20 protein-coding genes are annotated in these 22,967 nt (G+C 72.3%); 12 read left to right on the top strand and 8 right to left on the bottom strand.

Going from position 1 to position 22,967, the window contains the following annotated elements; genetic code table 11:
• Complete coding sequence (locus C1729_RS07025) at positions 1-1,257, bottom strand: class I SAM-dependent methyltransferase (RefSeq protein WP_102509308.1); 1,257 nt, start codon at positions 1,255-1,257, stop codon at positions 1-3.
• Positions 1,258-1,606: 349 nt separating this feature from the next.
• On the opposite strand from C1729_RS07025, the gene C1729_RS07020 reads away from it, so the two are divergent.
• The 3 genes from C1729_RS07020 (at position 1,607) to C1729_RS07010 (ending at position 3,704) form a co-directional block, all read left to right on the top strand.
• Positions 1,607-2,404: a magnesium transporter gene (locus tag C1729_RS07020; protein ID WP_102509307.1), complete on the top strand. Its 798-nt coding sequence runs from the start codon at positions 1,607-1,609 to the stop codon at positions 2,402-2,404.
• A 228-nt stretch (positions 2,405-2,632) separates the two neighbouring features.
• Complete coding sequence (groES, locus tag C1729_RS07015) at positions 2,633-2,929, top strand: co-chaperone GroES (RefSeq protein ID WP_102509306.1); 297 nt, start codon at positions 2,633-2,635, stop codon at positions 2,927-2,929.
• A 112-nt stretch (positions 2,930-3,041) separates the two neighbouring features.
• Positions 3,042-3,704, top strand: coding sequence for a GNAT family N-acetyltransferase (locus C1729_RS07010; protein ID WP_102509305.1), 663 nt, complete (start codon positions 3,042-3,044; stop codon positions 3,702-3,704).
• 101 nt (positions 3,705-3,805) lie between these two features.
• Here C1729_RS07010 and C1729_RS07005 read toward each other — a convergent pair whose 3' ends face one another.
• Positions 3,806-4,099, bottom strand: coding sequence for a WhiB family transcriptional regulator (locus tag C1729_RS07005; protein ID WP_102509304.1), 294 nt, complete (start codon positions 4,097-4,099; stop codon positions 3,806-3,808).
• Positions 4,100-4,374: 275 nt separating this feature from the next.
• Here C1729_RS07005 and C1729_RS07000 point away from each other — a divergent pair, with 275 nt between their 5' ends.
• From C1729_RS07000 to C1729_RS06990, 3 genes are all read left to right on the top strand, one after another.
• The gene (locus C1729_RS07000; RefSeq protein ID WP_102509303.1) at positions 4,375-5,457 is read left to right on the top strand and encodes a MerR family transcriptional regulator; all 1,083 of its coding nucleotides are present in this window, start codon (positions 4,375-4,377) and stop codon (positions 5,455-5,457) included.
• Positions 5,458-5,529: 72 nt separating this feature from the next.
• Complete coding sequence (guaB, locus tag C1729_RS06995; protein WP_102509302.1) at positions 5,530-7,056, top strand: IMP dehydrogenase; 1,527 nt, start codon at positions 5,530-5,532, stop codon at positions 7,054-7,056.
• Between the two features lie 73 nt (positions 7,057-7,129).
• Positions 7,130-8,002 carry a pseudouridine synthase gene (locus tag C1729_RS06990; RefSeq protein WP_242493750.1) on the top strand — a complete coding sequence of 291 codons (873 nt, stop codon included), beginning with the start codon at positions 7,130-7,132 and terminating at the stop codon, positions 8,000-8,002.
• A 6-nt stretch (positions 8,003-8,008) separates the two neighbouring features.
• On the opposite strand, the gene C1729_RS06985 is transcribed toward C1729_RS06990, so the two are convergent.
• Complete coding sequence (locus C1729_RS06985) at positions 8,009-8,719, bottom strand: hypothetical protein (protein ID WP_102509300.1); 711 nt, start codon at positions 8,717-8,719, stop codon at positions 8,009-8,011.
• 173 nt (positions 8,720-8,892) lie between these two features.
• Between C1729_RS06985 and C1729_RS06980 the strand changes: the two genes are divergently transcribed.
• Positions 8,893-9,720, top strand: a complete 828-nt coding sequence (locus tag C1729_RS06980) for a GPP34 family phosphoprotein (protein WP_102509299.1) — start codon at positions 8,893-8,895, stop codon at positions 9,718-9,720.
• Positions 9,721-9,766: 46 nt separating this feature from the next.
• Positions 9,767-10,417: an SAM-dependent methyltransferase gene (locus tag C1729_RS06975; protein WP_102509298.1), complete on the top strand. Its 651-nt coding sequence runs from the start codon at positions 9,767-9,769 to the stop codon at positions 10,415-10,417.
• Positions 10,418-10,488: 71 nt separating this feature from the next.
• On the opposite strand, the gene C1729_RS06970 is transcribed toward C1729_RS06975, so the two are convergent.
• Both C1729_RS06970 and C1729_RS06965 read right to left on the bottom strand, forming a co-directional pair.
• Entirely contained in the window at positions 10,489-11,643 is a 1,155-nt protein-coding gene (locus C1729_RS06970; protein WP_102509297.1) for an SGNH/GDSL hydrolase family protein, read from the bottom strand.
• Positions 11,640-12,428, bottom strand: coding sequence for an exonuclease domain-containing protein (locus C1729_RS06965; RefSeq protein ID WP_422917643.1), 789 nt, complete (start codon positions 12,426-12,428; stop codon positions 11,640-11,642). The genes C1729_RS06970 and C1729_RS06965 overlap by 4 nt, the downstream gene beginning before the upstream one ends.
• Positions 12,429-12,660: 232 nt before the next feature.
• On the opposite strand from C1729_RS06965, the gene aceA reads away from it, so the two are divergent.
• Positions 12,661-13,995, top strand: a complete 1,335-nt coding sequence (gene aceA, locus C1729_RS06960; RefSeq protein ID WP_422917655.1) for an isocitrate lyase — start codon at positions 12,661-12,663, stop codon at positions 13,993-13,995.
• Positions 13,996-14,060: 65 nt separating this feature from the next.
• Positions 14,061-15,707, top strand: coding sequence for a malate synthase A (aceB, locus tag C1729_RS06955; RefSeq protein WP_102509296.1), 1,647 nt, complete (start codon positions 14,061-14,063; stop codon positions 15,705-15,707).
• Between the two features lie 104 nt (positions 15,708-15,811).
• Here the strand turns inward: aceB and C1729_RS06950 are convergent, their stop codons facing one another.
• Entirely contained in the window at positions 15,812-16,291 is a 480-nt protein-coding gene (locus C1729_RS06950) for a nucleoside deaminase (protein WP_102509295.1), read from the bottom strand.
• Between the two features lie 75 nt (positions 16,292-16,366).
• Here C1729_RS06950 and C1729_RS06945 point away from each other — a divergent pair, with 75 nt between their 5' ends.
• Positions 16,367-17,491: a GuaB3 family IMP dehydrogenase-related protein gene (locus tag C1729_RS06945; protein ID WP_102509294.1), complete on the top strand. Its 1,125-nt coding sequence runs from the start codon at positions 16,367-16,369 to the stop codon at positions 17,489-17,491.
• Between the two features lie 132 nt (positions 17,492-17,623).
• Complete coding sequence (locus C1729_RS06940; protein WP_102509293.1) at positions 17,624-19,297, top strand: succinic semialdehyde dehydrogenase; 1,674 nt, start codon at positions 17,624-17,626, stop codon at positions 19,295-19,297.
• Between the two features lie 105 nt (positions 19,298-19,402).
• Here C1729_RS06940 and C1729_RS06935 read toward each other — a convergent pair whose 3' ends face one another.
• Both C1729_RS06935 and pta read right to left on the bottom strand, forming a co-directional pair.
• Complete coding sequence (locus C1729_RS06935; RefSeq protein WP_102509292.1) at positions 19,403-20,629, bottom strand: acetate kinase; 1,227 nt, start codon at positions 20,627-20,629, stop codon at positions 19,403-19,405.
• A gap of 38 nt (positions 20,630-20,667) precedes the next feature.
• On the bottom strand, positions 20,668-22,749 hold the full coding sequence (pta, locus tag C1729_RS06930; protein ID WP_242493749.1) for a phosphate acetyltransferase: 2,082 nt from the start codon (positions 22,747-22,749) through the stop codon (positions 20,668-20,670).
• Positions 22,750-22,967: the final 218 nt, after the last annotated feature.

The following is a 22,967-nucleotide window of genomic DNA, read 5'->3' as shown; positions in this document are numbered from 1 at the left end:
TCAGTGCTCCGTCCCAGTGGCGGCAGGGGAGGTGAGGGGCTCGACGATGAGGACCGTCTGCGCGCCTGCGACGCGCGTGAGGACGATGTGGCCCTCGTGCGGGCCGTGGAGCGCGAGCTGCTTGCGCAGCTGCTCGGGGACGACGGCGGTGCCGCGCTTCTTGATCGTGAGGCGACCGACGCCGCGCTCGCGGAGGTAGGCCTTGAGGCGCTTGAGGGAGAACGGCAGGGTGTCGAGGACGCGGTAGCCGGTTGCGACGGTCGCCTCGCCTGCGGCACGGGCCTCGGCCCAGGCCTGCGGGATCGCGTCCGTCGTGACGTAGGCGATCGTCGGGTCGACGAGCCGTCCGCCGAGCTCGCGCGCCGCGGTCGCGACGCGTCCGGCGCGGACGACGGCACCGTCGGGTTCGAAGAGGTAGGCGCCGACGGGGCCGACCTCGACGTCGTCGTCGGACACGACCGGAGCGAGCGCGCGGGCGCTCACGGACCCGTCGGGGCGCGTGCGCAGCACGAGCGCCGACCTGCCCGGTGCCTCGGCGAGCGGGCCGAACCACAGCCCGGCCTCGAGCACATGGCCGTCGAGCGACACCCACTGCGCCTCGGCGTCGGCGGGGATGCCCGCGTGCGGGATGCCGGGCCCGACCTTGATGCCGACGGCCGGGACCGTTGCGCGCAGCTGCCACACGTCGTCGAGCGGGGGCGCGTACGCGCGCGGGTCGAGGATGCGCGTGCCCGTGCCCGTTCGGCGGGCCGGGTCCGCGTAGACGCCGTCGACGCCCTCCGCAGCGAGGTCGAGCGCGAGCCCGTCGCCGAGGCGGACCTCGGCCTCGGGGAAGTGACGGAGGTTGACGGTCGCGAGGGCCGCCGTCTCCTCGTCACGCTCGACCGCGAGGACGCGCAGGCCCGAGGCCGCGAAGGCCATCGAGTCGGCGCCGAGCCCGCACGTGAGGTCGGCGACCTTCGTGACGCCCGCCGCGAGGAAGCGCTGCGCGTGCCGCGCCGCGACGGGCAGCCGGGTCGCCTGTTCGAGACCGTCGGGCGTGAAGAGCATGCCGTCGGCGAACTCGCCGAACTTCTCCCGGGCCTTCGTGCGCAGGCGTGACTGCGTGAGCACCGCCGCGACGAGGGCCGGGTCGGTGCCGTCCGCGCGGAGGCGCTCGGACAGGTGCATCGCGGTTGCCTCGTCGTATGGCGGGAGCGCGCTGAGCAGGGCCCACCCCTCGGGCTGGAGGAGCAGGGTGAGAGCGGCGCGGTCCATGTCTGAATACTTCCACGACGCGCACGCGTGGGCGACGGAGGCCCGACGGGACGTGACGAGGGTCCTGGCCGTGGGGGTCTCGCTCACCTAGGGTGGGGTGGCCTGCAGCCCGCAGCCCTGCACCGAGGAGGTGACCGTCGTGGAGCCCCCCAGCCATTCTCCGTCCCCTGCGACGGCCCGTCCCCGTGCGCTGCCCGTGCGCTCCCGCTGAGCGCCCAGGGTCGTACCGACCCTGCCGTCGCCCCGTGCGTGCCCCCCGTGCGCGCACGACGACGGGCGTCCCCGACGCCCCGCCCACGAACCCGCAGCCCGGGCGCCGCCGTGCGCCCGGCCGAGGAGAGGCGGACGCATGCGTTCCCAGACCACCACCCCGACCGTTCCCGCTGTTCCCACCGTTCCGGCCGTTCCCGCCGCGACGGTCGACGTCGCGCTCGCGGCGCTGCTTGAGGATCCTCGCGCGCGCGTCGGCCTCACCCTGCCCGACGGGAGCGTGCACGACCTCAGCGTCGCGGACCTGCGGGCCACGACGGCCGCGGCCGCCGACGCCGAGGCGACCGAGGACGCCGACCGGCAGGGCGGCTCGACGCCGCTCGACGTGCCGTACCTCGAGGCGACGCCGTGGCTCCTGTGGCGACGGCGCGTCGGCTGGCTCGCGGTGCTCTTCGTCGCCGAGATGTACACGGGCACGGTGCTCAGGCACTTCGAGAACACGCTTGCGACGGTCGTCGCGCTGACGTTCTTCATCCCGCTGCTCATCGGCACGGGCGGGAACACGGGCACGCAGGTGACGACGACGCTCGTGCGGGCCATGGCGCTCGGCGAGGTGCGGGGACGTCACCTGTGGGCGGTCCTCCGCAAGGAGATGACGACGGGCGTCATGCTCGCGGCGTGCATCGCGGGGATCGCGTGGCTGAGGGCGCTCACGCTTGGGGTCGGCCAGGACATTGCGCTCACGGTGTCGGTCGCGGTCGTGCTCATCGTCCTGTGGTCGGCGTTGCTCGCGTCGACGCTGCCGTTCGTGCTGAGGAGGTTCGGGGTCGACCCGGCGGTCGTCTCGGGGCCGCTCATCACGACTCTTGTCGACGGCACGGGGCTCGTCATCTATCTCTCGGTCGCGACGGCGCTCGTCACGCAGCTCGGCGGCTGAGCTCGTCACGCAGCTCAGCGGCCGAGTCGCAGGGATGTCCGCCCGTGGCGGACACCGGCAACTGAACTGGCACTCATGTTGACCGAGTGCTAACCCGGGCCTAGATTTGGTGCTGCAACATCTCCGCGTGAGATGGGACGAGGACTCGGTGCGACCCCCGCGACGGCGCCCGTGACACCCCGTCCACCCCTATCCATCCGTAGCCACAACGTGAAGGGGAGGTCCGACGTGTCGGTCCCCATCAAGCCGCTCGAGGACAAGATCGTCATCAAGGCGATCGAGGCTGAGACGACCACCGCCTCCGGTCTCTACATCCCGGACACCGCCAAGGAGAAGCCGCAGGAGGGCGAGGTCCTCGCTGTCGGCCCCGGCCGTGTCGACGACAAGGGCAACCGCATCCCGCTCGACGTCGCAGTGGGTGACAAGGTCATCTACTCGAAGTATGGCGGCACCGAGGTCAAGTACGCGGGCGAGGAGTACCTCGTGCTCTCCGTGCGCGACATCCTCGCCGTCGTCGCCGGCTGAACCCAGCCCAGCGACGCGCCGGACCCCGTCGCCCCCTCGTGGGGCGGCGGGGTCCCGTCGTCTCCGGACAATCTGTTTGTGCCGACGCTGAGCGGACCGGTAGCGTCCTGGCATGACGACGACACTGCTCACCGAGGCCTGGCCCGTCGCAGCCCTGCGCGTCACCGAGGGGGACCTCGAGCTGCGTTTCGCGGACGACGACCTGCTCCTGCAGCTTGCCGACCTCGCCGTCCGAGGCGTGCACGCACCGGACGCCATGCCGTTCCTCGTCCCGTGGACGCAGGGCGATCCTGCTGCGGTCCGACACGGCTTCCTCGCCTACCACTGGGGTGCGCGCGCAGCGCTCTCGCCAGACGCGTGGAACATCGAGCTCGCCGTGCTCGTCGGTGGTGAGCCCGTCGGCATGCAGGCGGTCTTCGCGCGCGGCTTCCCGGTCCGCCGGACCGTCGAGACGGGATCGTGGCTCGGCCTCGAGCACCAGGGACGCGGCATCGGCACGCGCATGCGGCGCGCAGTCGTCCACCTGGCGTTCGCCGGTCTCGGGGCCCACGACGTCACCTCGGAGGTCTTCGCCGACAACCCTCGCTCGCAGCGCGTGAGCGAGAAGGTCGGGTACGCCGCGAACGGAGCGCACCGCACGTCCCGCGGCGAGGAGGCCGTCGAGGCACGGCGCTACCGGCTCACCCGAGCGACGTGGCTCGCGTCCGAGCGTCCTGAGGTCGCGATCCACGGGATTGAGGGCGTGCGCCGACAGCTCGGGGTCCCGCTCGGATGATGTCCGGTGGCGTCAGTGCTCCGCTCTGGTGCCGCAGACCTCCTCCGGACGCGGCGAACCCCGCACCCTTCCGGGGGTGCGGGGTTCGCCGGGGAGACGTGTCAGACCGCCTGCGCGCGGCGCGGGTCCGCGAGGATCGCGGCACGGTCGTCCTCGGAGAGGCCGCCCCAGACGCCGTACGGCTCGCGGATGCGGAGCGCCTGCTCACGGCACTGCTGGAGCACCGGGCACGAGTGGCAGATGGCCTTGGCCGCCTCCGCACGCCGACGGCGTGCGCTGCCGCGCTCACCCTCGGGGTGGAAGAAGAGGGTGTCGTCAGCGTCGCGGCAGCTGCCCTGGTACTGCCACTCCCACAGGTCCATCACAGGGCCAGGAAGACGAGAGATCTCAGTCATGGTCAGTAGCTCCTCTGTTGCGGGCCGCCGAGGCGACCGGTCCCCTCCGCACGTTGGTGTCCCTCCCCCTCGGAGGCCCGTGCGCTGCATGAACGCTACAACTTGGTCAGAAGTTGTTCAAGTCCCGTCCGGTGCAACGCTTCGTGAGCGGGGTGCGCCGACGAATCGCGCCAGCGACCGGGGGGTGGCGCGGTTCCGGCGTCCGGCGCGTGCGGCAGACCGCAAGCGCTCCGCCCCGGTTGGCGCGGTTGCGCGACGCTGGGCAGAATCGAGTCATGACCAGTGAGCGAGGCGTCGCCGACGACGCCGTGGACGTCCCCGACGCGCCCGTCGAGCTCGCTGCCGTCCGCGCAGCCAAGCCCGGCGTCGCGGTCGCCGTCGTCGCCAAGCGACTGGGTGTCGCGCCCGCGACGCTCCGCACGTGGGACCGCCGCTACGGGCTCGGCCCGTCCGAACGCTCGGCAGGGTCGCACCGTCGCTACACCCGCGACGACGTCCTGCGCCTCCTCGTCATGCAGCGGCTCACGATCGAAGGTGTCGCGCCCGCGGACGCGGCCCGTGCCGCTCTCGAGGCCGACCTCGAGGTCGAACGGGCGAACCGAGACCGCGCAGTCATCGAGCAGGAGGAGGCGCGGCGCCGCGCCTCGCAGTCCGGCGCCTCCACCGGTCCTGAGCCGCGAGTCGTCCACTTCGCGCCGCGCTCCGACGCGACCCCCGCCCAGGTCGGACCGTCTGACGTCGTCGAGGCCGCGCTCACCTTCGACGAGGACCGCCTCACGCAGATCCTCACGATCGGGCCGACGGACGACATCCTCACGTGGTGGACGAACCTCGTCGTCCCCGCGCTCGCGAAACTCTCCGAGCGCACGGTGCTCGCCAAGCCGGGGGAGTCCTTCCTGCCGCCCCTCGTCGCCGCAGGCCTGCGGGCGCTCCGCGCGCGGCAGGTCGCGCACGAGACCGAGTTCGGCACGCCGCACCCGAGCCAGATGCGTCGCATCGTCCTCGTCTTCATCCCCCCGGGCGAGCCGCACCCGCTCGCCGCGCACACGCTCGCGTCCGCCCTCACGGCGCGCGGCGTCATGGCGCGCGTCGTCGTCGGGCGCACCGACCCGCACCGCGTCCAGGAGATCGTCGCGATGGTCCGGCCCGTGGCCGTCGCCCTCGTCGCGCTCAGTTCGTCGCCGGACCTCGGCATTGTCGAGACCGTCCACACGAACGAGCCCGAGCTGCCGATCTTCGTCGGCCTCGCTGACGACGCGACTGCGGCGAACGTTCCCCTCGCGCCCAACGTCCAGCGGGTTCGCTCGTTCTCCGGGCTCTTCTACGAGGTCCAGGCGTTCGCCTCACGTCTGTCCTGAGGCCCGGAGCGGCCCCCGCTCAGGAGACGGACGTCACCGCGAGGACCGCGCGCGCGGACGTACGATGGCCGCGTGACCGAGCCTGCCTTCCTCGCCGACGTCCCCCACCCCTTCGCCTTCGAGGGCCTGACGTACGACGACGTCCTGCTCCTGCCGAACGAGACTGACGTCATCCCGTCCGAGGTCGACACGACCGCGCGCCTCACCCGCGACATCACGATGAGCGTCCCGCTGCTCTCCGCCGCGATGGACACCGTCACCGAGGCCCGCATGGCGATCGCCATGGCGCGCCAGGGCGGCATCGGTATCGTCCACCGCAACCTCTCGATCGAGGCGCAAGCCGGTCAGGTCGACCTCGTCAAGCGCTCCGAGTCCGGCATGATCACGGACCCGGTCACCGTCGGCCCCGACGCGACGCTCGCCGAGCTCGACGACCTCTGCGGCCGCTACCGCGTGTCCGGCCTGCCGGTGGTCGACGACGACCGTCGTCTCGTCGGCATCATCACCAACCGTGACCTGCGCTTCGTCAACCCGGCCGAGTTCGCGTCGCGTCGCGTCGCCGAGGTCATGACGCCCATGCCGCTCGTCACGGCGCCCGTCGGCATCTCGCGCGCCGAGGCCGCGGACCTGCTCGGCCGCAACCGCATCGAGAAGCTTCCGCTCGTCGACTCCGACGGGCGCCTCGAGGGCCTCATCACCGTGAAGGACTTCGTGAAGACCGAGCAGTACCCGGACGCGACGAAGGACGGCGAGGGTCGCCTGCGCGTCGGGGCCGCGATCGGCTTCTTCGGCGACGCCTACGAGCGCGCGGGCGCGCTCGCCGAGGCCGGCGTCGACGTGCTCGTCGCGGACACCGCCAACGGTCACGCACGCCTCCTCCTCGAGATGGTGCGCAAGCTCAAGGCCGACCCGTTCTTCGCGGGCGTCCAGGTCATCGGCGGCAACGTCGCGACGCGGGCGGGCGCCCAGGCGCTCGTCGACGCGGGCGTCGACGCCGTCAAGGTCGGCGTCGGCCCCGGCTCGATCTGCACGACGCGCGTCGTCGCAGGAGTCGGCGTGCCGCAGGTCACCGCGATCTACGAGGCGTCCCTCGCGTGCCGCCCCGCGGGCGTGCCCGTCATCGGCGACGGTGGCCTGCAGTACTCGGGCGACATCGCGAAGGCGCTCGTCGCAGGTGCCGACACCGTCATGCTCGGTTCGCTGCTCGCAGGCTGTGACGAGTCGCCCGGCGATCTCGTCTTTGTCAACGGCAAGCAGTTCAAGCTCTACCGCGGCATGGGCTCGATCGGTGCCATGGCGTCGCGCGGCAAGAAGGTCTCGTACTCGAAGGACCGCTACTTCCAGGCGGACGTCGCCTCGGACGACAAGATCGTCCCCGAGGGCATCGAGGGCCAGGTCCCGTACCGCGGCCCGCTCGGCGCCGTCGCGCACCAGCTCGTTGGCGGCCTGCACCAGTCGATGTTCTACGTCGGTGCGCACACGATCCCGCAGCTCCAGCAGCGCGGCCGCTTCGTGCGGATCACCGCGGCGGGGCTCAAGGAGTCGCACCCGCACGACATCCAGATGACGGTCGAGGCCCCCAACTACACGGGCCGCTGATGCGCCTTCCGCACGCGGGGCGCACGTGAGCCGGCGCGGGCGGCGCCCGCCGCCCCTGCCCGTGCGGGACGGGTTGAACCCCACGCGCCTCGCGCTGCCGCGCGAGGAGGCGTGGGGTTCGCTCGTCTCCTACCTCGAGGCACGGTTCCCTGCGGACGCCCCGCGGCTGCGTGAGCAGGTCGCGGCGGGTGAGGTCGTCGACGAGCTCGGGCGACCCTTCGCGCTCGACTCCCCGTACCCCGCGGGCGGGCTCGCCTACCTCTACCGGGACGTCGCGCCCGAGGCGCGTGTGCCGTTCGACGCGCGGATCCTCCACCGCGACGACGACCTCGTCGTCGTCGACAAGCCGCACTTCCTCGCGGTGACGCCGCGCGGAGCATGGGTGACGGAGACGGTGCTCGTGCGGCTGCGCCGAGCGCTCGACCTGCCGGCGCTCTCGCCGGCGCACAGGCTCGACCGGCCGACCGCGGGCGTGCTCGTCCTCACGACACGACCCGAGGTGCGCCGTGCGTACCAGGAGCTCTTCGCGCGACGCGCGGTCGAGAAGGTCTACGAGGCCGTCGTGACGCTGCCTGCGGGGCTCGACCTGCCGACGACGGTGCGTTCGCGCATTGTCAAGCAGCACGGTGTCCACCAGGCACGGACCGTGCCGGGGGAGGTCAACGCGATCACGCACGTGACGCTGCAGCGTGAGCTCCCTGGCGGGCGTGCGCTCGTCGGGCTGCGGCCCGAGACCGGACGCACCCATCAGCTGCGCGTGCACCTCGCAGGGCTTGGCGCCCCGATCGTCGGCGACGACCTTTACCCCGTCGAGCGTGAGGTGGCGCCAGACGACTACTCCGCCCCTCTCCAGCTCCTCGCGCGATCGATCGCGTTCGACGACCCGCTCACGGGGGAGCGGCGGCAGTTCGTGTCGCGGCGGACCCTCGACGCGACGGGCGACTGACCGCCGTCAGCCCAGGTGCGACGGCACGTCGAAGCCCGCGTCCTCGAGCGCCGCGTCGAAGTCCCACGCCTCGGACGACCGCCCCTGGGCGTCGTCGTGGTCGACCCAGACGTCGACGATCGTCGGCTCGGCCGGGCCTCCCTGCCCGGGGCCCGCGTGCACGATCTGGTACCAGGGCGTGCCGCCAGCCTGCTCGACGAACGCGCCGAAGGTCGCGGCGTCGACGAAGAGGCGCGGGTGCTCCGGACGGTCGCGGAGCGACGACTCGAACTCGGAGGTGACCGACCGGACGTGCACCGTCCGCGGTGCCGCGTCGCCGTCGTCCGCGAGATCCGGGATGAGCAGCGTCACCGGCCCGTCGAGGCCAGCCGTCACCGCGACCGGGCCGTCCTCGGAGAACGCCGGGTCGAAGAACGCGGCCGCGTCGTCCGTGACGCCCTGGACCTCCCAGGTGCGGCCCTCGGTGTCGGTCACTGGGACGGGGAACCTGTAGCGGACCGACCACCTGGCGGGGGTCCGGCCTGCGTCGCGGTACGTGTCACGGAGGATGTCGGGGTCCCCGATGCGCAGGGGGCCCGCCCCGTGGGGGTGATCGCTGTTGCGCGCGCCGATCTCGTAGCTGATCCGCAGGCCGCCGAGCACGCCGTCGGGCGTCGTGGTCTCGTCGCCCTGCCCCACGTTGAACGAGAACGAACATGCCGACAGCGCGGTTGTCACGACCGCGACGGCAGCGACGGCGCGAAGGCGGCGGCGAGGCCTGGTCGGTATCATCGTCCGTCCCGTCCGGATCGTGGTGAGGTGCTCACATGCTACGGACGTGCGTCGGGAAGCGGCAAGCGGCCTCGTGTCCCGGGGCGCCGTGCGGCACCGGCTCGGCTAGCGTGCGTGCTGTGATCCCCGCCGAGCTCGTGCCGCTGCTGCTCGTCGACGAGGCCACCGGTCGCGTCGAGCGGACGATGCTCGACGTCGAACGCATGACGTCGGCGGCCGTGCTCGTCGACCTTGTCGCACGCGACGCGCTGCGCGTCGTCCTCGAGCCGCACGGGCGCCCGATCGTCCTCGCGGGGAAGGTCGTCGCGACGGGGGACGAGCTGCTCGACACCGCCGCGTCCCGCGTGCGCGTCGACGTCCCGCTCGTCCCCGCGGACGCGATCCGAGCGATCGACCCACTCGGACTGTCGGAGACTCCGGGTGGGCTCGACGGGTCGCTCGTCCAGGTCATCGGGACTCGGCTCGCCGCGCTCGGCCTCGTCGACCGGCCCGACGTCGCGAAGACCGTGGTGACGACGCTCAAGCCGCTCGGCTGGACGTCGACCGACCCGACCCGGCCCGCACGGCACCGCGCCGACCTGGCCGCCACGGTGATGTCGGGCCGCGCCCCGACGCTCTTCGAACGGATCCTCCTCGTCGCCCTGTGGTCGGGGCGGGCCGAGGGACTTCTGGCGAGGGACGGCGTTCCGGCGGACCTCGTCGAGGCGCGCGTGGCCACGCTCGTCGGGAACGACCCGGTCGCGGTGCAGCTGCGCTGGTGCTTCGAGCAGGAGCAAGCGCTCCCGTGGGACGACGCTCACTACCGGCTCGTCCTGGGCGGGCGTGGCTACTCGCAGATGCGCTACCGCGGGCTGCTCGTCGGACCGCAGGTCACGCCGTACCCCGTGCGGCCGGGCGCGCCCCGTCCGGAGGGTCCGCGACTGACGGGTTGGCCCGGCACGGACTGACCTTCCCGGCTTGCGCCGGGCGACGGGGACGGCGCACGCTGACGCCATGACCGATGCACACGGACACGGCTCCGACGAGCGGTCGCCCGCCGAGTTCTGGGAGCAGATGTACGCCGAGAGCGGCCGCCGGTGGTCGGGCAGGGTCAACGCGTCGACGGCGGACGTCGTCCGCGGGCTCGCACCGGGCCGTTCGCTCGACCTTGGCTGCGGCGAGGGTGGTGACGTCCTGTGGTGCGCACGCGAGGGGTGGGACGCGCTGGGCGTCGACGTCTCGCCGACGGCCGTGCAGCGCGGCACCGAGGCGGCGGCCGCCGAGGGGCTGCGCGACCGGGCGCGGTTCGTCGTCGGGGACCTCACGACGTGGCAGCCCGACGGGCAGGTCGACCTTGTCACCGCGAGCTTTCTCCAGTCGCCCGTCGAGCTCTCGCGCGGGGAGATCCTCCGACGGTTCGCGTCGTACCTCGCGCCGGGCGGGCGGCTCGTCGTCGTCGCGCACGCCGCCCCGCCGCCGTGGATGTCGGCCGAGCACGCGGGCCACGGTGAGTTCCCGACGCCTGCCTCGGAGGTCGCGGAGATCGGGCTCGACGGCGAGGGATGGACGGTCGAGGTCGCCGAGGTGCGCCGGCGCGCGGCCGTCGGGCCGGACGGCACGCACGCCGAGCTCGACGACTCGGTCGTCGTGCTGCGGCGGGGGTGAGTGGACCCCACCACGAGGTCCCGGTGCCCCGGACGGGAGCGGGCCCCTGATCCGCGGGGCGGTTGCTGCGCTCAGCTCGTGAACGGGCCGTGCGTGAAGACGTGCTGCGCGAAGCGTTCGCCGATGAAGCGGTGCGTCTCGGCGTCGGGGTGGAGCGCGTCGCGCAGCGGGTGGGCGGCCTCGTCGGCGGCGCCGAAGAGCGTGAGGCCGTCGAGCAGGAAGAGGTGCGGGTCGGTGGCCTGCCGCTCGGCGACGAGACGCGTGGTCTCGGTACGGATCGACTCGAGGGTGAGCCGACCGGCGGGGACCTCGGCGGGGTCGCCCGTCGCCATGAAGGCGAGCCGGCCCTCGGCGATCGCCTCGGTGTCGAAGGCCCCGGGGCCGGGGGTGGCCTCGTGGATGCGGCAGTGGAGGGGCGTGACGACGAGCAGCGGTGTGCTCGGGTGGCCGTCGCGGATCGTGTCGAGGAAGCCGTGCAGGCCCGCGCGGAAGGCACGCAGCCGCATGAGGTCGGAGTTGACGAGGTTGATCCCGAGCGCCACCGAGAGGAGGTCCGCCGGGGTGTCACGCATGACGCGGGCGACGAACGGGTCGAGCAGCGCGGCGCCGCCGAACCCGAGGTTCTGCAGCTCGACGCCGCCGAGCCGGGCCGCGACCGCGGGCCACGTGCCCGTCGGGCGGGCCGCGTTGGAGCCCTGGCTGATCGACGAGCCGTGGTGGAGCCAGCGACGGCCCACGAGGGGCGCCTCGGTGACGGGTGCGTCCGCGGTGACCTCGATGATCTCGAGCGTCTCGTTGTGGGGCAGCCAGATCTCGACGTCCTTGACCCGGGCAGGTAGACCGTCGAACGTCGCGACGAGGTCGTCGCCCGGGATGACCGTCGGCTGGCCTGTCACCATGTCGAGCTCGGTCGTCGTGCCGCCCGACGTGCGCGTGCGTCTGACGACGTCCCCGTCGACGATGAGGTCGATCGAGCCGTCGGGCCGCGCGGGGGCGCCAGCGTAGGTGACGCGCGTGCGGTGGGCCGTGAGCGTCACCGACGTCGCCGCGGTGCGCATGGCGATACGCACGCCCGCGCCCTGGGCCTCGACCATCGACAGCTGGGGGTCTGCCGCTTGCGCGAGCGCCCACGCAGGCAGGCGGTGCGGCGCGACGCCGCGCGCGGTCGGCTCGAGGCGCAGGGCACCACGGACGAAGGCGGGCGTGAGCGGAACGACGGCGGTCATCGTGCGTCGACCAGCCACTCGAGGCCCGCGCCGGGGCCGTCGAGCCCCTTGGACGTGCGCCACGCGTTGAAGCTTGCAGCCCACTCGCGGTGCGCCTCCTGCTGAAAGCCGTGGAGGTCCGCGAGCGACATCTCGGCGAGCCCAGGATGACGCTCGACCATCGCGGCGAGGACGTCGAGGGTCGCGATGACGTCGACGTCCGCGGTGTGGAGGTCGACCGCGTCGTCGACGCCGTAGACGCCGCACAGGTCGACGAGCTTGCGCTTGCCCTTGCGCCACCTGTCGACCTTGCGGTCGATGACGAGGGGGTCGATGACGCCGACGATGGGGCTGCCGAGCCGGTCGGTGAGTGTCGGGAGCCCGTGGCGGACGAGCTCGGCCTCGAGGATCGAGACGTCGAACGTCGCGTTGAACGCGACGAGAGGAATGCCTGCGCGCAGGTCGGCGGCGATACGTGCCGCGATCTCCTCGAGCGCGACCCACGGCGAGACGCCGTTCATCCGGGCGTGCTCGGTCGTGATGCCGTGGATCGCGGACGCGGCCTCGGGGATCGGCACACCCGGGTCGATGAGCCACGTGTCGACCGTCGTCCCCCGCAAGGGGTCGCGGCGCACGAGCGCCGCCGTGACGATCCTGTCGGAGGACGTGCTCACGCCCGTCGTCTCGGTGTCGAAGCCGAGCAGGGGGCCGGAGGCCCACGAGTCGGAGAAGAGGTCGGGTGCTGCGTCGCGGTTCACATCAGTCATGATCGCCCGTTCGTCGTCGGTCCTGAGCGTGGTGCTCACGCTCGGGACGATCCTTGCAGGTGCCTCCGACATTCGGCGCGGCCCCGCCGGGCCCGTCGGGCAGAGAATCTGCGCGCAGCGGCGAGGAACTTCACAGCCTGTAAAGATCGCTTGATCTTTACGCGGAAAGGGGTCTTCTCAGCGTCTGCAGAGCGGAAGAACCTTGATTCACGGCACCACTCAGGGGCCGCAGACCAAGGAGGACACCGTGAGCACGACCACCTTCACCCCGCTGGACACCGCCGCCGACGGCACGGGCGAGAAGATCGTCGCCTCCGCACGCGGCCTGCCCGGCGACCAGACCCAGACTGCCGCCGAGCTCGCCCACGACTGGGCGACCAACCCCCGCTGGGCCGGCATCCGCCGCGACTACACGGCCGAGGACGTCATCATGCTCCGCGGCTCCATCCGCGAGGACGCGACGCTCGCCCGCCGCGGCGCCGAGCGACTCTGGGACCTCCTCCACACGGAGGAGTGGATCGCGGCCCTCGGCGCCCTCACCGGCAACCAGGCCGTCCAGCAGGTCCGCGCGGGCCTCAAGGCCATCTACCTCTCGGGCTGGCAGGTCGCGGCCGACGCCAACCTCTCCGGACAGACGTACCCCGACCAGTCGCTCTACCCCGCGAACTCCGTCCCCGCCGTTGTGCGCCGCATCAACAACGCGCTCCTGCGCGCCGACCAGATCGAGACCGCCGAGCTCGGCCGCCCGGCCCGCGAGTGGCTCGCTCCGATCGTCGCCGACGCCGAGGCCGGCTTCGGCGGCCCCCTCAACGCGTACGAGCTCATGCACCAGATGATCACCGCAGGCGCGGCCGGCGTGCACTGGGAAGACCAGCTCGCGTCGGAGAAGAAGTGCGGCCACCTCGGCGGCAAGGTCCTCGTCCCGACGCAGCAGCACGTGCGCACGCTCTCCTCCGCGCGCCTCGCCGCCGACGTCGCCGGCACCTCCACGATCGTCATCGCACGGACCGACGCTCTCGCCGCCGACCTCATCACGAGCGACATCGACGAGCGCGACCGTCCGCTCCTCACGGGCGAGCGGTCCTCCGAGGGCTTCTACCGCACGCGCCCCGGCCTCGAGGCCGTCATCACGCGCGGCCTCGCATACGCGCCCTACGCCGACCTCATCTGGGTCGAGACCGGCGAGCCCGACCTCGGACTCGCCCGGGAGTTCGCCGAGGCGATCCACGCCGAGCACCCCGGCAAGATGCTCGCCTACAACTGCTCGCCGTCGTTCAACTGGAAGAAGCATCTCGACGACGCGCAGATCGCCCGCTTCCAGCGTGAGCTCGCGAGCCACGGCTACGCGTTCCAGTTCATCACCCTCGCGGGCTTCCACGCCCTCAACCACTCGATGTTCGAGCTCGCCCGCGGCTACCGCGACCGCGGCATGAGCGCGTACGTCGAGCTCCAGGAGGCCGAGTTCGCCTCCGAGGCCGACGGCTACACCGCGACCCGCCACCAGCGGGAGGTCGGTACCGGCTACTTCGACCGCGTCGCAGGAGTGCTCAACCCCGACAGCGCCACCCTCGCGCTCGTCGGGTCCACCGAGACCGAGCAGTTCTGACCCCACCCCGCACGTACCGGCGCGGGCCCACCGGGCCCGCGCCGGCGTCCCCGAAGGAGCACCTCATGACCCTCACGACCGACACGACGTCCCCGCCGCGAACGCGCCCGACGATCCGCCCGACGCGCGACGCTGGCCCCCGCGGCGACGAGATCCTCACGCCCGACGCCCTCGACTTCGTCGCCGAGCTCCACGACCGGTTCGCGGCCCGTCGCCACGAACTCCTCGTCGAGCGCCAGCGCGCCCGGCAGATGATCGAGGACGGCATCGACCCCGACTTCCTGCCCGAGACCCGTCATATCCGCGACGACCGCACGTGGCGCGTCGCCGGCCCCGGCCCGGGCCTCGAACGCAGGCACGTCGAGATCACCGGCCCGACCGACCCGAAGATGGCGATCAACGCCCTGTCCTCCGGGGCGAACGTGTGGCTCGCCGACCACGAGGACGCGCTGAGCCCCACGTGGGAGAACATCGTCGGCGGGCAGGTCGCGCTCCACGACGGCATCCGCGGCACGCTCCGCTTCACGTCTCCCGGGGGCAAGGAGTACCGGCTGCCGTCGAGCACGCTCACGGACCTGCCGACGATCGTGTTCCGGCCGCGCGGGTGGCACCTCATCGAGAAGCACCTGCGGTCGGTCGACCGCGCAGGCACCGAGACGCCCGCGTCGGCGTCGCTCGTCGACGCCGGCCTCTACCTCTTCCACAACGCCCGCGAGCTCGTCGCGCGCGGCCGCGGCCCCTACCTCTACCTGCCCAAGCTCGAGGGGCGGCGCGAGGCGCGACTGTGGGACGAGGTGTTCTCGTACTCCGAGGAGCGTCTGGGCCTGCCGCACGGCACGATCCGAGCGACCGTCCTCATCGAGACGCTGCCCGCGGCGTTCGAGATGGAGGAGATCCTCTACGAGCTGCGCGACCACTGCGCGGGGCTCAACGCCGGCCGGTGGGACTACCTCTTCTCGATGATCAAGAACTTCCGTCGTCGAGGCTCGTTCTTCGTCCTGCCAGACCGGGGGTCCGTGACGATGACCGTCCCGTTCATGCGGGCGTACACCGAGCTGCTCGTCGCGACCTGCCACCAGCGCGGCGCGCAGGCCATCGGGGGCATGAGCGCGTTCATCCCGGACCGTCGTCGTCCCGAGGTCACCGAGCGCGCGGAGAAGCAGGTCCGTGCGGACAAGCGACGTGAGGCGACCGACGGGTTCGACGGCACGTGGGTCGCGCACCCCGACCTCATCCCGTTCGCCCGCGAGGAGTTCGAGGCCGTCCTCGAGGGACGCGACGACCAGCGTCACCGTCTGCGCGAGGACGTCCACGTCACGGCGCGCGACCTGCTCGACGTCTCGTCGGCGTCGGCCGGTGCGGGAGTCTCGGCGGAGGGGCTGCGCACGAACATCTCCGTCGGCGTCCGGTACGTCGCCTCGTGGCTGCGGGGCACGGGCGCCGCCGCGATCGACCACCTCATGGAGGACGCGGCGACCGCGGAGATCTCGCGCTCGCAGGTGTGGCAGTGGATCCACAACGGCACGCGCACGCAGGGCGGGGCGCTCATCACGGTCGAGCGCGTCGAGACGCTCCTCGCCCAGATCGTCGACGACCTGCCGCGCACCGCGGGCGACAGGATCGACGAGGCCGCACAGATCTTCCGTGACGTCGCGTGCGGGGACGAGTTCCCGACGTTCCTCACGATCGGCGCGTACGCGCGGCTCGACTGAGCCGTCGCATGCCGACGGGGATCGTGGCCGCGACCACGATCCCCGTCGGTTCGCCTTCGGTCGGCGACAGTGTGCGCGCGTCGTCGTACGGCGACGCCCCTGGCTCAACCCTCGCCGTGGAGGCGCGCGTGGAGCGCGCGGACCTCGCCCGTGAGCTCCGCCACGGGGCCCTCGACGACGACGCCCGGCGCCACGTCCTGCACGGCCAGCGGCAGCACCGGTGCGGGCGGCACGCCCCAAGCGGTGAGCCACTCCGTGAGCTGCGCCGAGCTCGCGACGTACACGATGCGGCCGAGCCCGACCCACGCGTGCGCGGCCGCGCACATGGGGCAGTGCTCGCCCGACGTGTAAACCGTCGCGCCCGCGCGTTCGGCCGGCGCGAGGTGGGCAGCGGCCCACCGCGCGAGCTCGAGCTCGGGATGACGCGTGCGGTCACCGTCCTTGACGCGGTTGCGGTCCTCGGCTCGCACCCGACCCGTGGCGTCGACGAGCACCGAGCCGAAGGGCTCGTCGCCGTCGTCGAGGGCCTCGCGTGCGAGCTCGACGCAGCGGCGCAGGTGGGTGAGGTCGTCGTCGGTGACCATGCCCTCCCCCTGCCGCAACGGCTCCTGGGACGACAGTCGCGGGCGACGGCATCCCCTCGCGGTACCCTGGGACCCGTGAGCAACGAGATCGAGATCGGCCGTGGCAAGCGCGGACGCCGCGCATATTCCTTCGACGACATCGCGATCGTGCCCTCGCGGCGCACGCGTGACCCGAAGGACGTCTCCGTCAGCTGGCAGATCGACGCCTTCCACTTCGAGACGCCGATCATCGCGGCGCCCATGGACTCGGTGATGAGCCCCGCGACCGCGATCGCGCTCGGCAAGCTCGGCGGCCTGGGCGTCCTCGACCTCGAGGGGCTGTGGACGCGCTACGAGGACCCGCAGCCGCTCCTCGACGAGATCGCGTCGCTCGACGACGGTCGTGCGACGACGCGCATGCAGGAGATCTACTCCGAGCCCATCAAGGGCGAGCTCATCAAGGCGCGCCTCAAGGAGATCCGTGACGCGGGCGTCGTCGTCGCGGGTGCCCTCACCCCGCAGCGCACGCAGGAGTTCTACGCGGACGTCCTCGCGGCTGGCGTCGACCTCTTCGTCATCCGCGGCACGACGGTCTCCGCCGAGCACGTCTCCGCGAACGCCGAACCCCTCAACCTCAAGCGGTTCATCTACGAGCTTGACGTGCCCGTCATCGTCGGCGGCGCCGCGACGTACCAGGCTGCGCTCCACCTTATGCGCACGGGTGCCGCGGGCGTCCTCGTCGGCTTCGGCGGCGGTGCCGCGCACACTACGCGCACGACGCTCGGCATCCACGCGCCCATGGCGTCGGCGGTTGCCGACGTCGCCGCGGCGCGTCGTGACTACCTCGACGAGTCCGGCGGCCGCTACGTCCACGTCATCGCCGACGGCGCGATCGGACGCTCGGGCGACCTCGTCAAGGCCGTCGCGTGCGGCGCGGACGCCGTCATGGTCGGTGCGGCGCTCGCCCGCGCGACCGACGCTCCCGGCAAGGGCTTCCACTGGGGTTCCGAGGCGCACCACCTGCAGCTGCCGCGCGGTCACCGCGTCGAGGTCGGCCAGGCCGGCACGTTCGAGCAGATCCTCTTCGGCCCGTCCGACCGTGCCGACGGCACGCTCAACCTCGTCGGGGCGCTGCGCCGCTCGATGGCGACGACGGGCTACTCGGACCTCAAGGAGCTCCAGCGCGTCGAGGTCGTCGTCTCGCCCTACCAGCCGCACTGATCCTTCCCGCACGTACGCCACGGCCCGCCGACGCTCCCCGCGTCGGCGGGCCGTGACGTACCGGGGTGGTTCCCTGGTTCGCGGAGAGGTGAATCCCAGCGGACTGTCAGGGGCAGGACGTAGATTCGGAGCATGAGCCCCGAGCCGCACGTGCCCGCCGACGACGCCGGACACGAGGAGACCCCGCACACCCCCGGACAGGCCGCTGCGGCGGCCCACGGCCCGCTCGACCCCGAGGACGTCGGGTCGACGTACCTGCTCGAGCCGGACGACCTCACGCACCTGCTGCGGCAGCTCGTCGTGACGCCCGGCGCGCGGGAGGATCTCGTGCGCTCGCCCCAGACGGGTGCGCCGCTCGCGTCCGTGCCCGTCTCGACGCCCGAGGACGTCGCACGCGCGGTCGCAGAAGCGCGGGCTGCGCAGCGCGCCTGGTCGCGGCGGACCGTCGCCGACCGTGCGCGCGTCCTGCTCGCGCTCGGGGACATCGTGCTCGCGGAGCAGTCCGACGTGCTCGACCTCGTCCAGCTCGAGAACGGCAAGTCGCGTGCGAGCGCCTTCGAGGAGGTCGCGGACCTCGCGCAGGTGACGCGTCATTACGGCGTCCGCGGGGCCTCCTACCTGCGCGACCGGCGCGTGCCCGGCATGCTGCCGGTCCTCACGTCCGCGCGTGTCCACCGCCGACCCGTCGGGGTCGTCGGTGTCATCGCGCCGTGGAACTACCCGCTGACGCTCGCCCTGTCCGACGCCCTGCCCGCGCTGCTCGCCGGCAACGCCGTCGTCCTCAAGCCGGACCCGCAGACGACGCTCACGGCGCTGTGGGCTGCCGAGGCTCTGCTGCGCGCGGGGCTGCCGCGCGGCGTCCTGCGCGTCGTGGCGGGCGGGGGAGAGGTCGGCGCCGCGCTCGTCGACGCCGTCGATCACGTCGTCTTCACGGGCTCGACCGCGACCGGACGCAAGGTCGCGGCACAGGCCGCGGGCCGCCTCGTCGGCGCAACCCTCGAGCTCGGCGGCAAGAACCCCCTCTACGTCGCCGCGGACGCGGACGTCGACGCTGCCGCGCTCGGCGCGGTCCGCGCGTGCTTCGGCAACACGGGCCAGCTGTGCATGTCGATCGAGCGTCTCTACGTCCACACCGACGTCGCCGAGGAGTTCACGGCCGCGTTCGTCGCGCGCGTGCGCGAGCTGCGTGTCGGCCCCGGCCTCGACTACACGCACGACGTCGGCTCGCTCACGACCTCCGCGCAGCTCGAGCGCGTCACCGAGCACGTTGACGACGCGCTGAGCCGCGGTGCGCGCGTGCTCGTCGGCGGCGTCCACCGCACCGACCTCGGCCCGCTCTTCCACGAGCCGACCGTCCTCACCGACGTCCCGGACGACGCGCTGTGCGCGCGCGAGGAGACGTTCGGGCCGCTCGTCACGCTGCGCGTCGTCCAGGACGACGACGAAGCGGTGCGCCACATGAACGACACCGACTACGGCCTTAACGCGAGCATCTGGACGACGAGCGCCCGCCGCGGACGTGAGCTCGCCGCGCGCGTCGAGGCCGGCTCCGTCGGCATCAACGACGGCTACGCGTCCGCGTGGGGCTCCGTCGCCGCGCCCATGGGCGGCTTCAAGCAGTCCGGCCTCGGCCGCCGCCACGGCCGCGAGAGCATCGAGGCGATGACCGAGTCGCAGACGATCGTCGTCCAGCGGCTCGTCGGCCACGGCGCAAGCCTCGACGAGCTCTTCAAGTTCCCCGACGGCAAGGGCCAGGCGCTCCTCACGACGGGGCTGCGCGTCCTGCGGTCGCTGCGCATGCCGTGAGCGGTCAGGGGCGTCGTGTAGAAGACGCCCGTCCGACATGGGTGTCCGCGCAGATGGCTGCTCGGAGCAACCATCCGCGCGGATTCCTGCGCGCGGGGCAGAGAGTCAGAGAGGTGTGGCGGTGGGGGCTGCCGCGAGTTCGGTGACACGCGCGACACTCTGCTGCGCGATCGCGAGCTCCTCGTTCGTCGGGACGACAAGCACCGTGACCCGCGACGCGTCCGTCGAGATGATCGTCGGCTCCTTCTTACGACCCGCGTTGCGCACCGGGTCGATCTCGATGCCGAGCTCGGCGAGACCCGCGAGCGCGAGCCCGCGCACCACGTCGTCGTTCTCGCCGATGCCCGCCGTGAACGTGATGACGTCGACGCCGCCGAGCACAGCGAGGTAGGAACCCACGTACTTCTTGAGCCGGTGCGCGTAGACGTCCAGTGCCAGACGCGCATCCTGGGAGCCCTGCTCGACGAGCTCGTGGATCGCGCGGAAGTCCGACTCGCCCGTGAGCCCGAGCATGCCCGAGCGCTTGTTGAGCAGCGTGTCGATCTCGTCGACGCTCATGCCCGCCGTGCGGTGCAGGTGGAAGATCACCGCCGGGTCGATGTCGCCCGAGCGCGTCCCCATGACGAGACCCTCGAGCGGCGTCAGACCCATCGACGTCTCGACCGCGACCCCGCCCCGGACCGCCGACACCGACGCGCCGTTGCCGAGATGCAGGATGATCTGCCGCAGGTCCGCGAGCGGACGGCCCAGGAACTCCGCGGCGGCCTTCGAGACGAAGTCGTGCGACGTGCCGTGGAACCCGTACCGGCGCACCTGGTTTGCCGCCGCGACCTCACGGTCGATCGCGTACGTAAACGCGGCCTCCGGGAGTGTCTGGAAGAACGCCGTGTCGAAGATCGCGACGTGCGGGACGTCCGGCAGGAGCTCGCGCGCGACCTCGAGCCCCGCGACGTGCCCCGGGTTGTGCAGGGGAGCGAGCGGCACGAGGCCACGGATCTGCTCGACGACCTCGTCCGTGACGAGCGTCGGGCCCGAGAACAGCGAGCCGCCCTGGACGACCCGGTGCCCCACGGCGACGACGTTCGCCGACGCGATGTCCGGACCGTGCTCCGCGAAGAGGTCCAGCACGCGGCGCAGACCCGTCGCGTGGTCCGGGACCGGCTCGTCGAGACGCGTCTGCTCGCCCGCGTGCTTGTGCGTGACGATGCCCTCGGACTGGCCGATGCGCTCGACGACGCCGGAGGCGATCGCCTCGCCGTCGACCGTGTCGACGAGCTGGTACTTGATCGACGACGAACCTGCGTTGATGACGAGGACGGACGGATGGGTCATGGTTTGAGCAGCTCCTTGCTTCTCCGCGTCGTGCGCGGTCACGCGCCCGTGGGCGCGTCGCCCTGGGCCTGGATGGCCGTGATGGCCACGGTGTTGACGATGTCCTGCACGAGCGCGCCCCGCGAGAGGTCGTTGACCGGCTTGCGCAGGCCCTGGAGGACCGGGCCGACCGCGACCGCGCCGGCCGAGCGCTGCACGGCCTTGTACGTGTTGTTGCCCGTGTTGAGGTCCGGGAAGATGAAGACCGTCGCACGACCCGCGACCGCCGAGTCCGGCAGCTTCGTCTGCGCGACCGACGCGTCGACCGCAGCGTCGTACTGGATCGGGCCCTCGACCGAGAGGTCAGGGCGACGCTCCCGCACGATCTCCGTCGCCCGACGCACCTTGTCGACGTCCGCGCCCGAGCCCGACTCACCGGTCGAGTACGAGAGCATCGCGATGCGCGGCTCAACACCGAACTGCGCGGCCGTCGCGGCCGACGAGATCGCGATGTCCGCGAGCTGCTCGGCCGTAGGGTCCGGGTTGACGGCGCAGTCGCCGTAGACGAGCACGCGGTCCTCAAGGCACATGAGGAAGACCGACGAGACGACGGAGACGTCGGGCACGGTCTTGATGATCTCGAACGACGGCTTGATCGTGTGCGCGGTCGTGTGCGCAGCGCCCGAGACCATGCCGTCAGCGAGGCCCAGCTGGACCATCATCGTGCCGAAGTACGACACCGACCGAACGATCTCCCGCGCGCGGTCGACCGTCATGCCCTTGTGCTTGCGCAGCTCCGTGTACTCGAGCGCGAACCGCTCGAAGAGTTCGCCCTCGGACGGGTCGACGAGGTGCGCCTCGGAGAGGTCGAGTCCCAGCTCGGCTGCACGCGCCTGGATGTCGCGCGGCGTGCCGAGGATCGTCAGCTCCGCGACCTGGCGCTGCAGTAGCTGCGCCGCCGCCCGCAGGATGCGGTCGTCGTTGCCCTCGGGCAGGACGATGTGCTTGCGGTCGTTGCGCGCCCGGTCGAGCAGCTCGTACTCGAACATCAGCGGGGTGACGACGTCCGTCCGCGACAACTGCAGGTGGTCGAGCAGCGCGTCGCCCGCGACGTGCTGCTCGAAGAGCGTGAGCGCGGCTGCGACCTTGAGCTCGGCGTCCTTCGTCACCATGCCGCGCGTCTCGTACGCGGCCGACGCCGAACGGAACGTCCCGAGGTCCGTCGCGACGATCGGCAGTCGCTGGTCAAGACCCTCGACGAGGCGCGCGATCGTCTCGGGCGGCGTGAAGCCACCGTTGAGGATGATGCCCGAGAGGCTCGGGAAGCCCGCCGCGGAGTTCGCCATGACAAGACCGAGAAGGATGTCGGACCGGTCGCCGGGGGCGATGACGACGGAGCCCTCCTTGATGCGGCCGAGCAGGTGCTCGACGCCCATCGCACCGACCTGCACGTCGAGCACCTCACGGCCCAGGAGCGCAGGATCGCCGAGCAGCAGGCGGCCGCCGACGGCATCGGCGAGCTGGCCCATCGTCGGCGCGGAGAGGAACGGCTCCTCCGGCACGGCCCAGCTCGGCAGCGGACCGTCGAGCGCGGCGGCGACCGCCGCCGTCTGCTCGGGGGCGCACCGGTTGGCGACGACCGCGATCGCGTGCGCGTGGTGCGCCGCGAGCTCCGCGATCGCGACGTCCGCGCTCTGGCGGACGGCCTCGGGCGTGCGGCGGGCACCGGAGACGACGAGGAGCACGGGGGCGCCGAGGTTCGCGGCGATGCGCGCGTTGACGCCGAGCTCTGTGGGGCCCGCGACGTCCGTGTAGTCCGTGCCGACGATGACGACGACGTCGCACTTGGCCTCGACCGCGTGGTAGCGGGAGACAATCGTCGACAGCGCAGCCTCGGCGTCCGCGTGGAGCTCGTCGTACGTGACGCCGACGCACTCCTCGTAGGAGAGGTCCACGCCGTCGTGCGCGAGCAGCAGCTCGAGGACGTAGTCCCGGTCCTCCGTCGACCGTGCGACGGGACGGAAGACGCCGACGCGCTGCACGCGCCGCGTGAGCAGGTCGACGACGCCGAGGGCGAGCGTCGACTTGCCGGTCGCTCCCTCGGCGGACGTGATGTAGATGTTCCGGGCCGACGTTGTCACTAGCTCGCCTCCTGTGCGGGCGGCCCCTCCGGACCGCCGGTCGCGGAGCGACATCTGCGTCGTCGCTGGTCCGCGGGTTGAGCCCGCGTGCGGCGGGCTCCCGTTCCACCAAACACGGCGGTCGACGGGTAAACGGGGGACCGAGGTCCCGCGTCCTCCGCGCAGCCGTGTGTGGCTCACCACAGGGTCGCATCCCAGGGCGCCCGACGTCACGGGAA

The organism is Sanguibacter massiliensis (assembly GCF_900240335.1).
GTDB lineage: Bacteria > Actinomycetota > Actinomycetes > Actinomycetales > Cellulomonadaceae > Flavimobilis > Flavimobilis massiliensis.
This window is presented reverse-complemented; position numbering and strand designations above follow the sequence as displayed.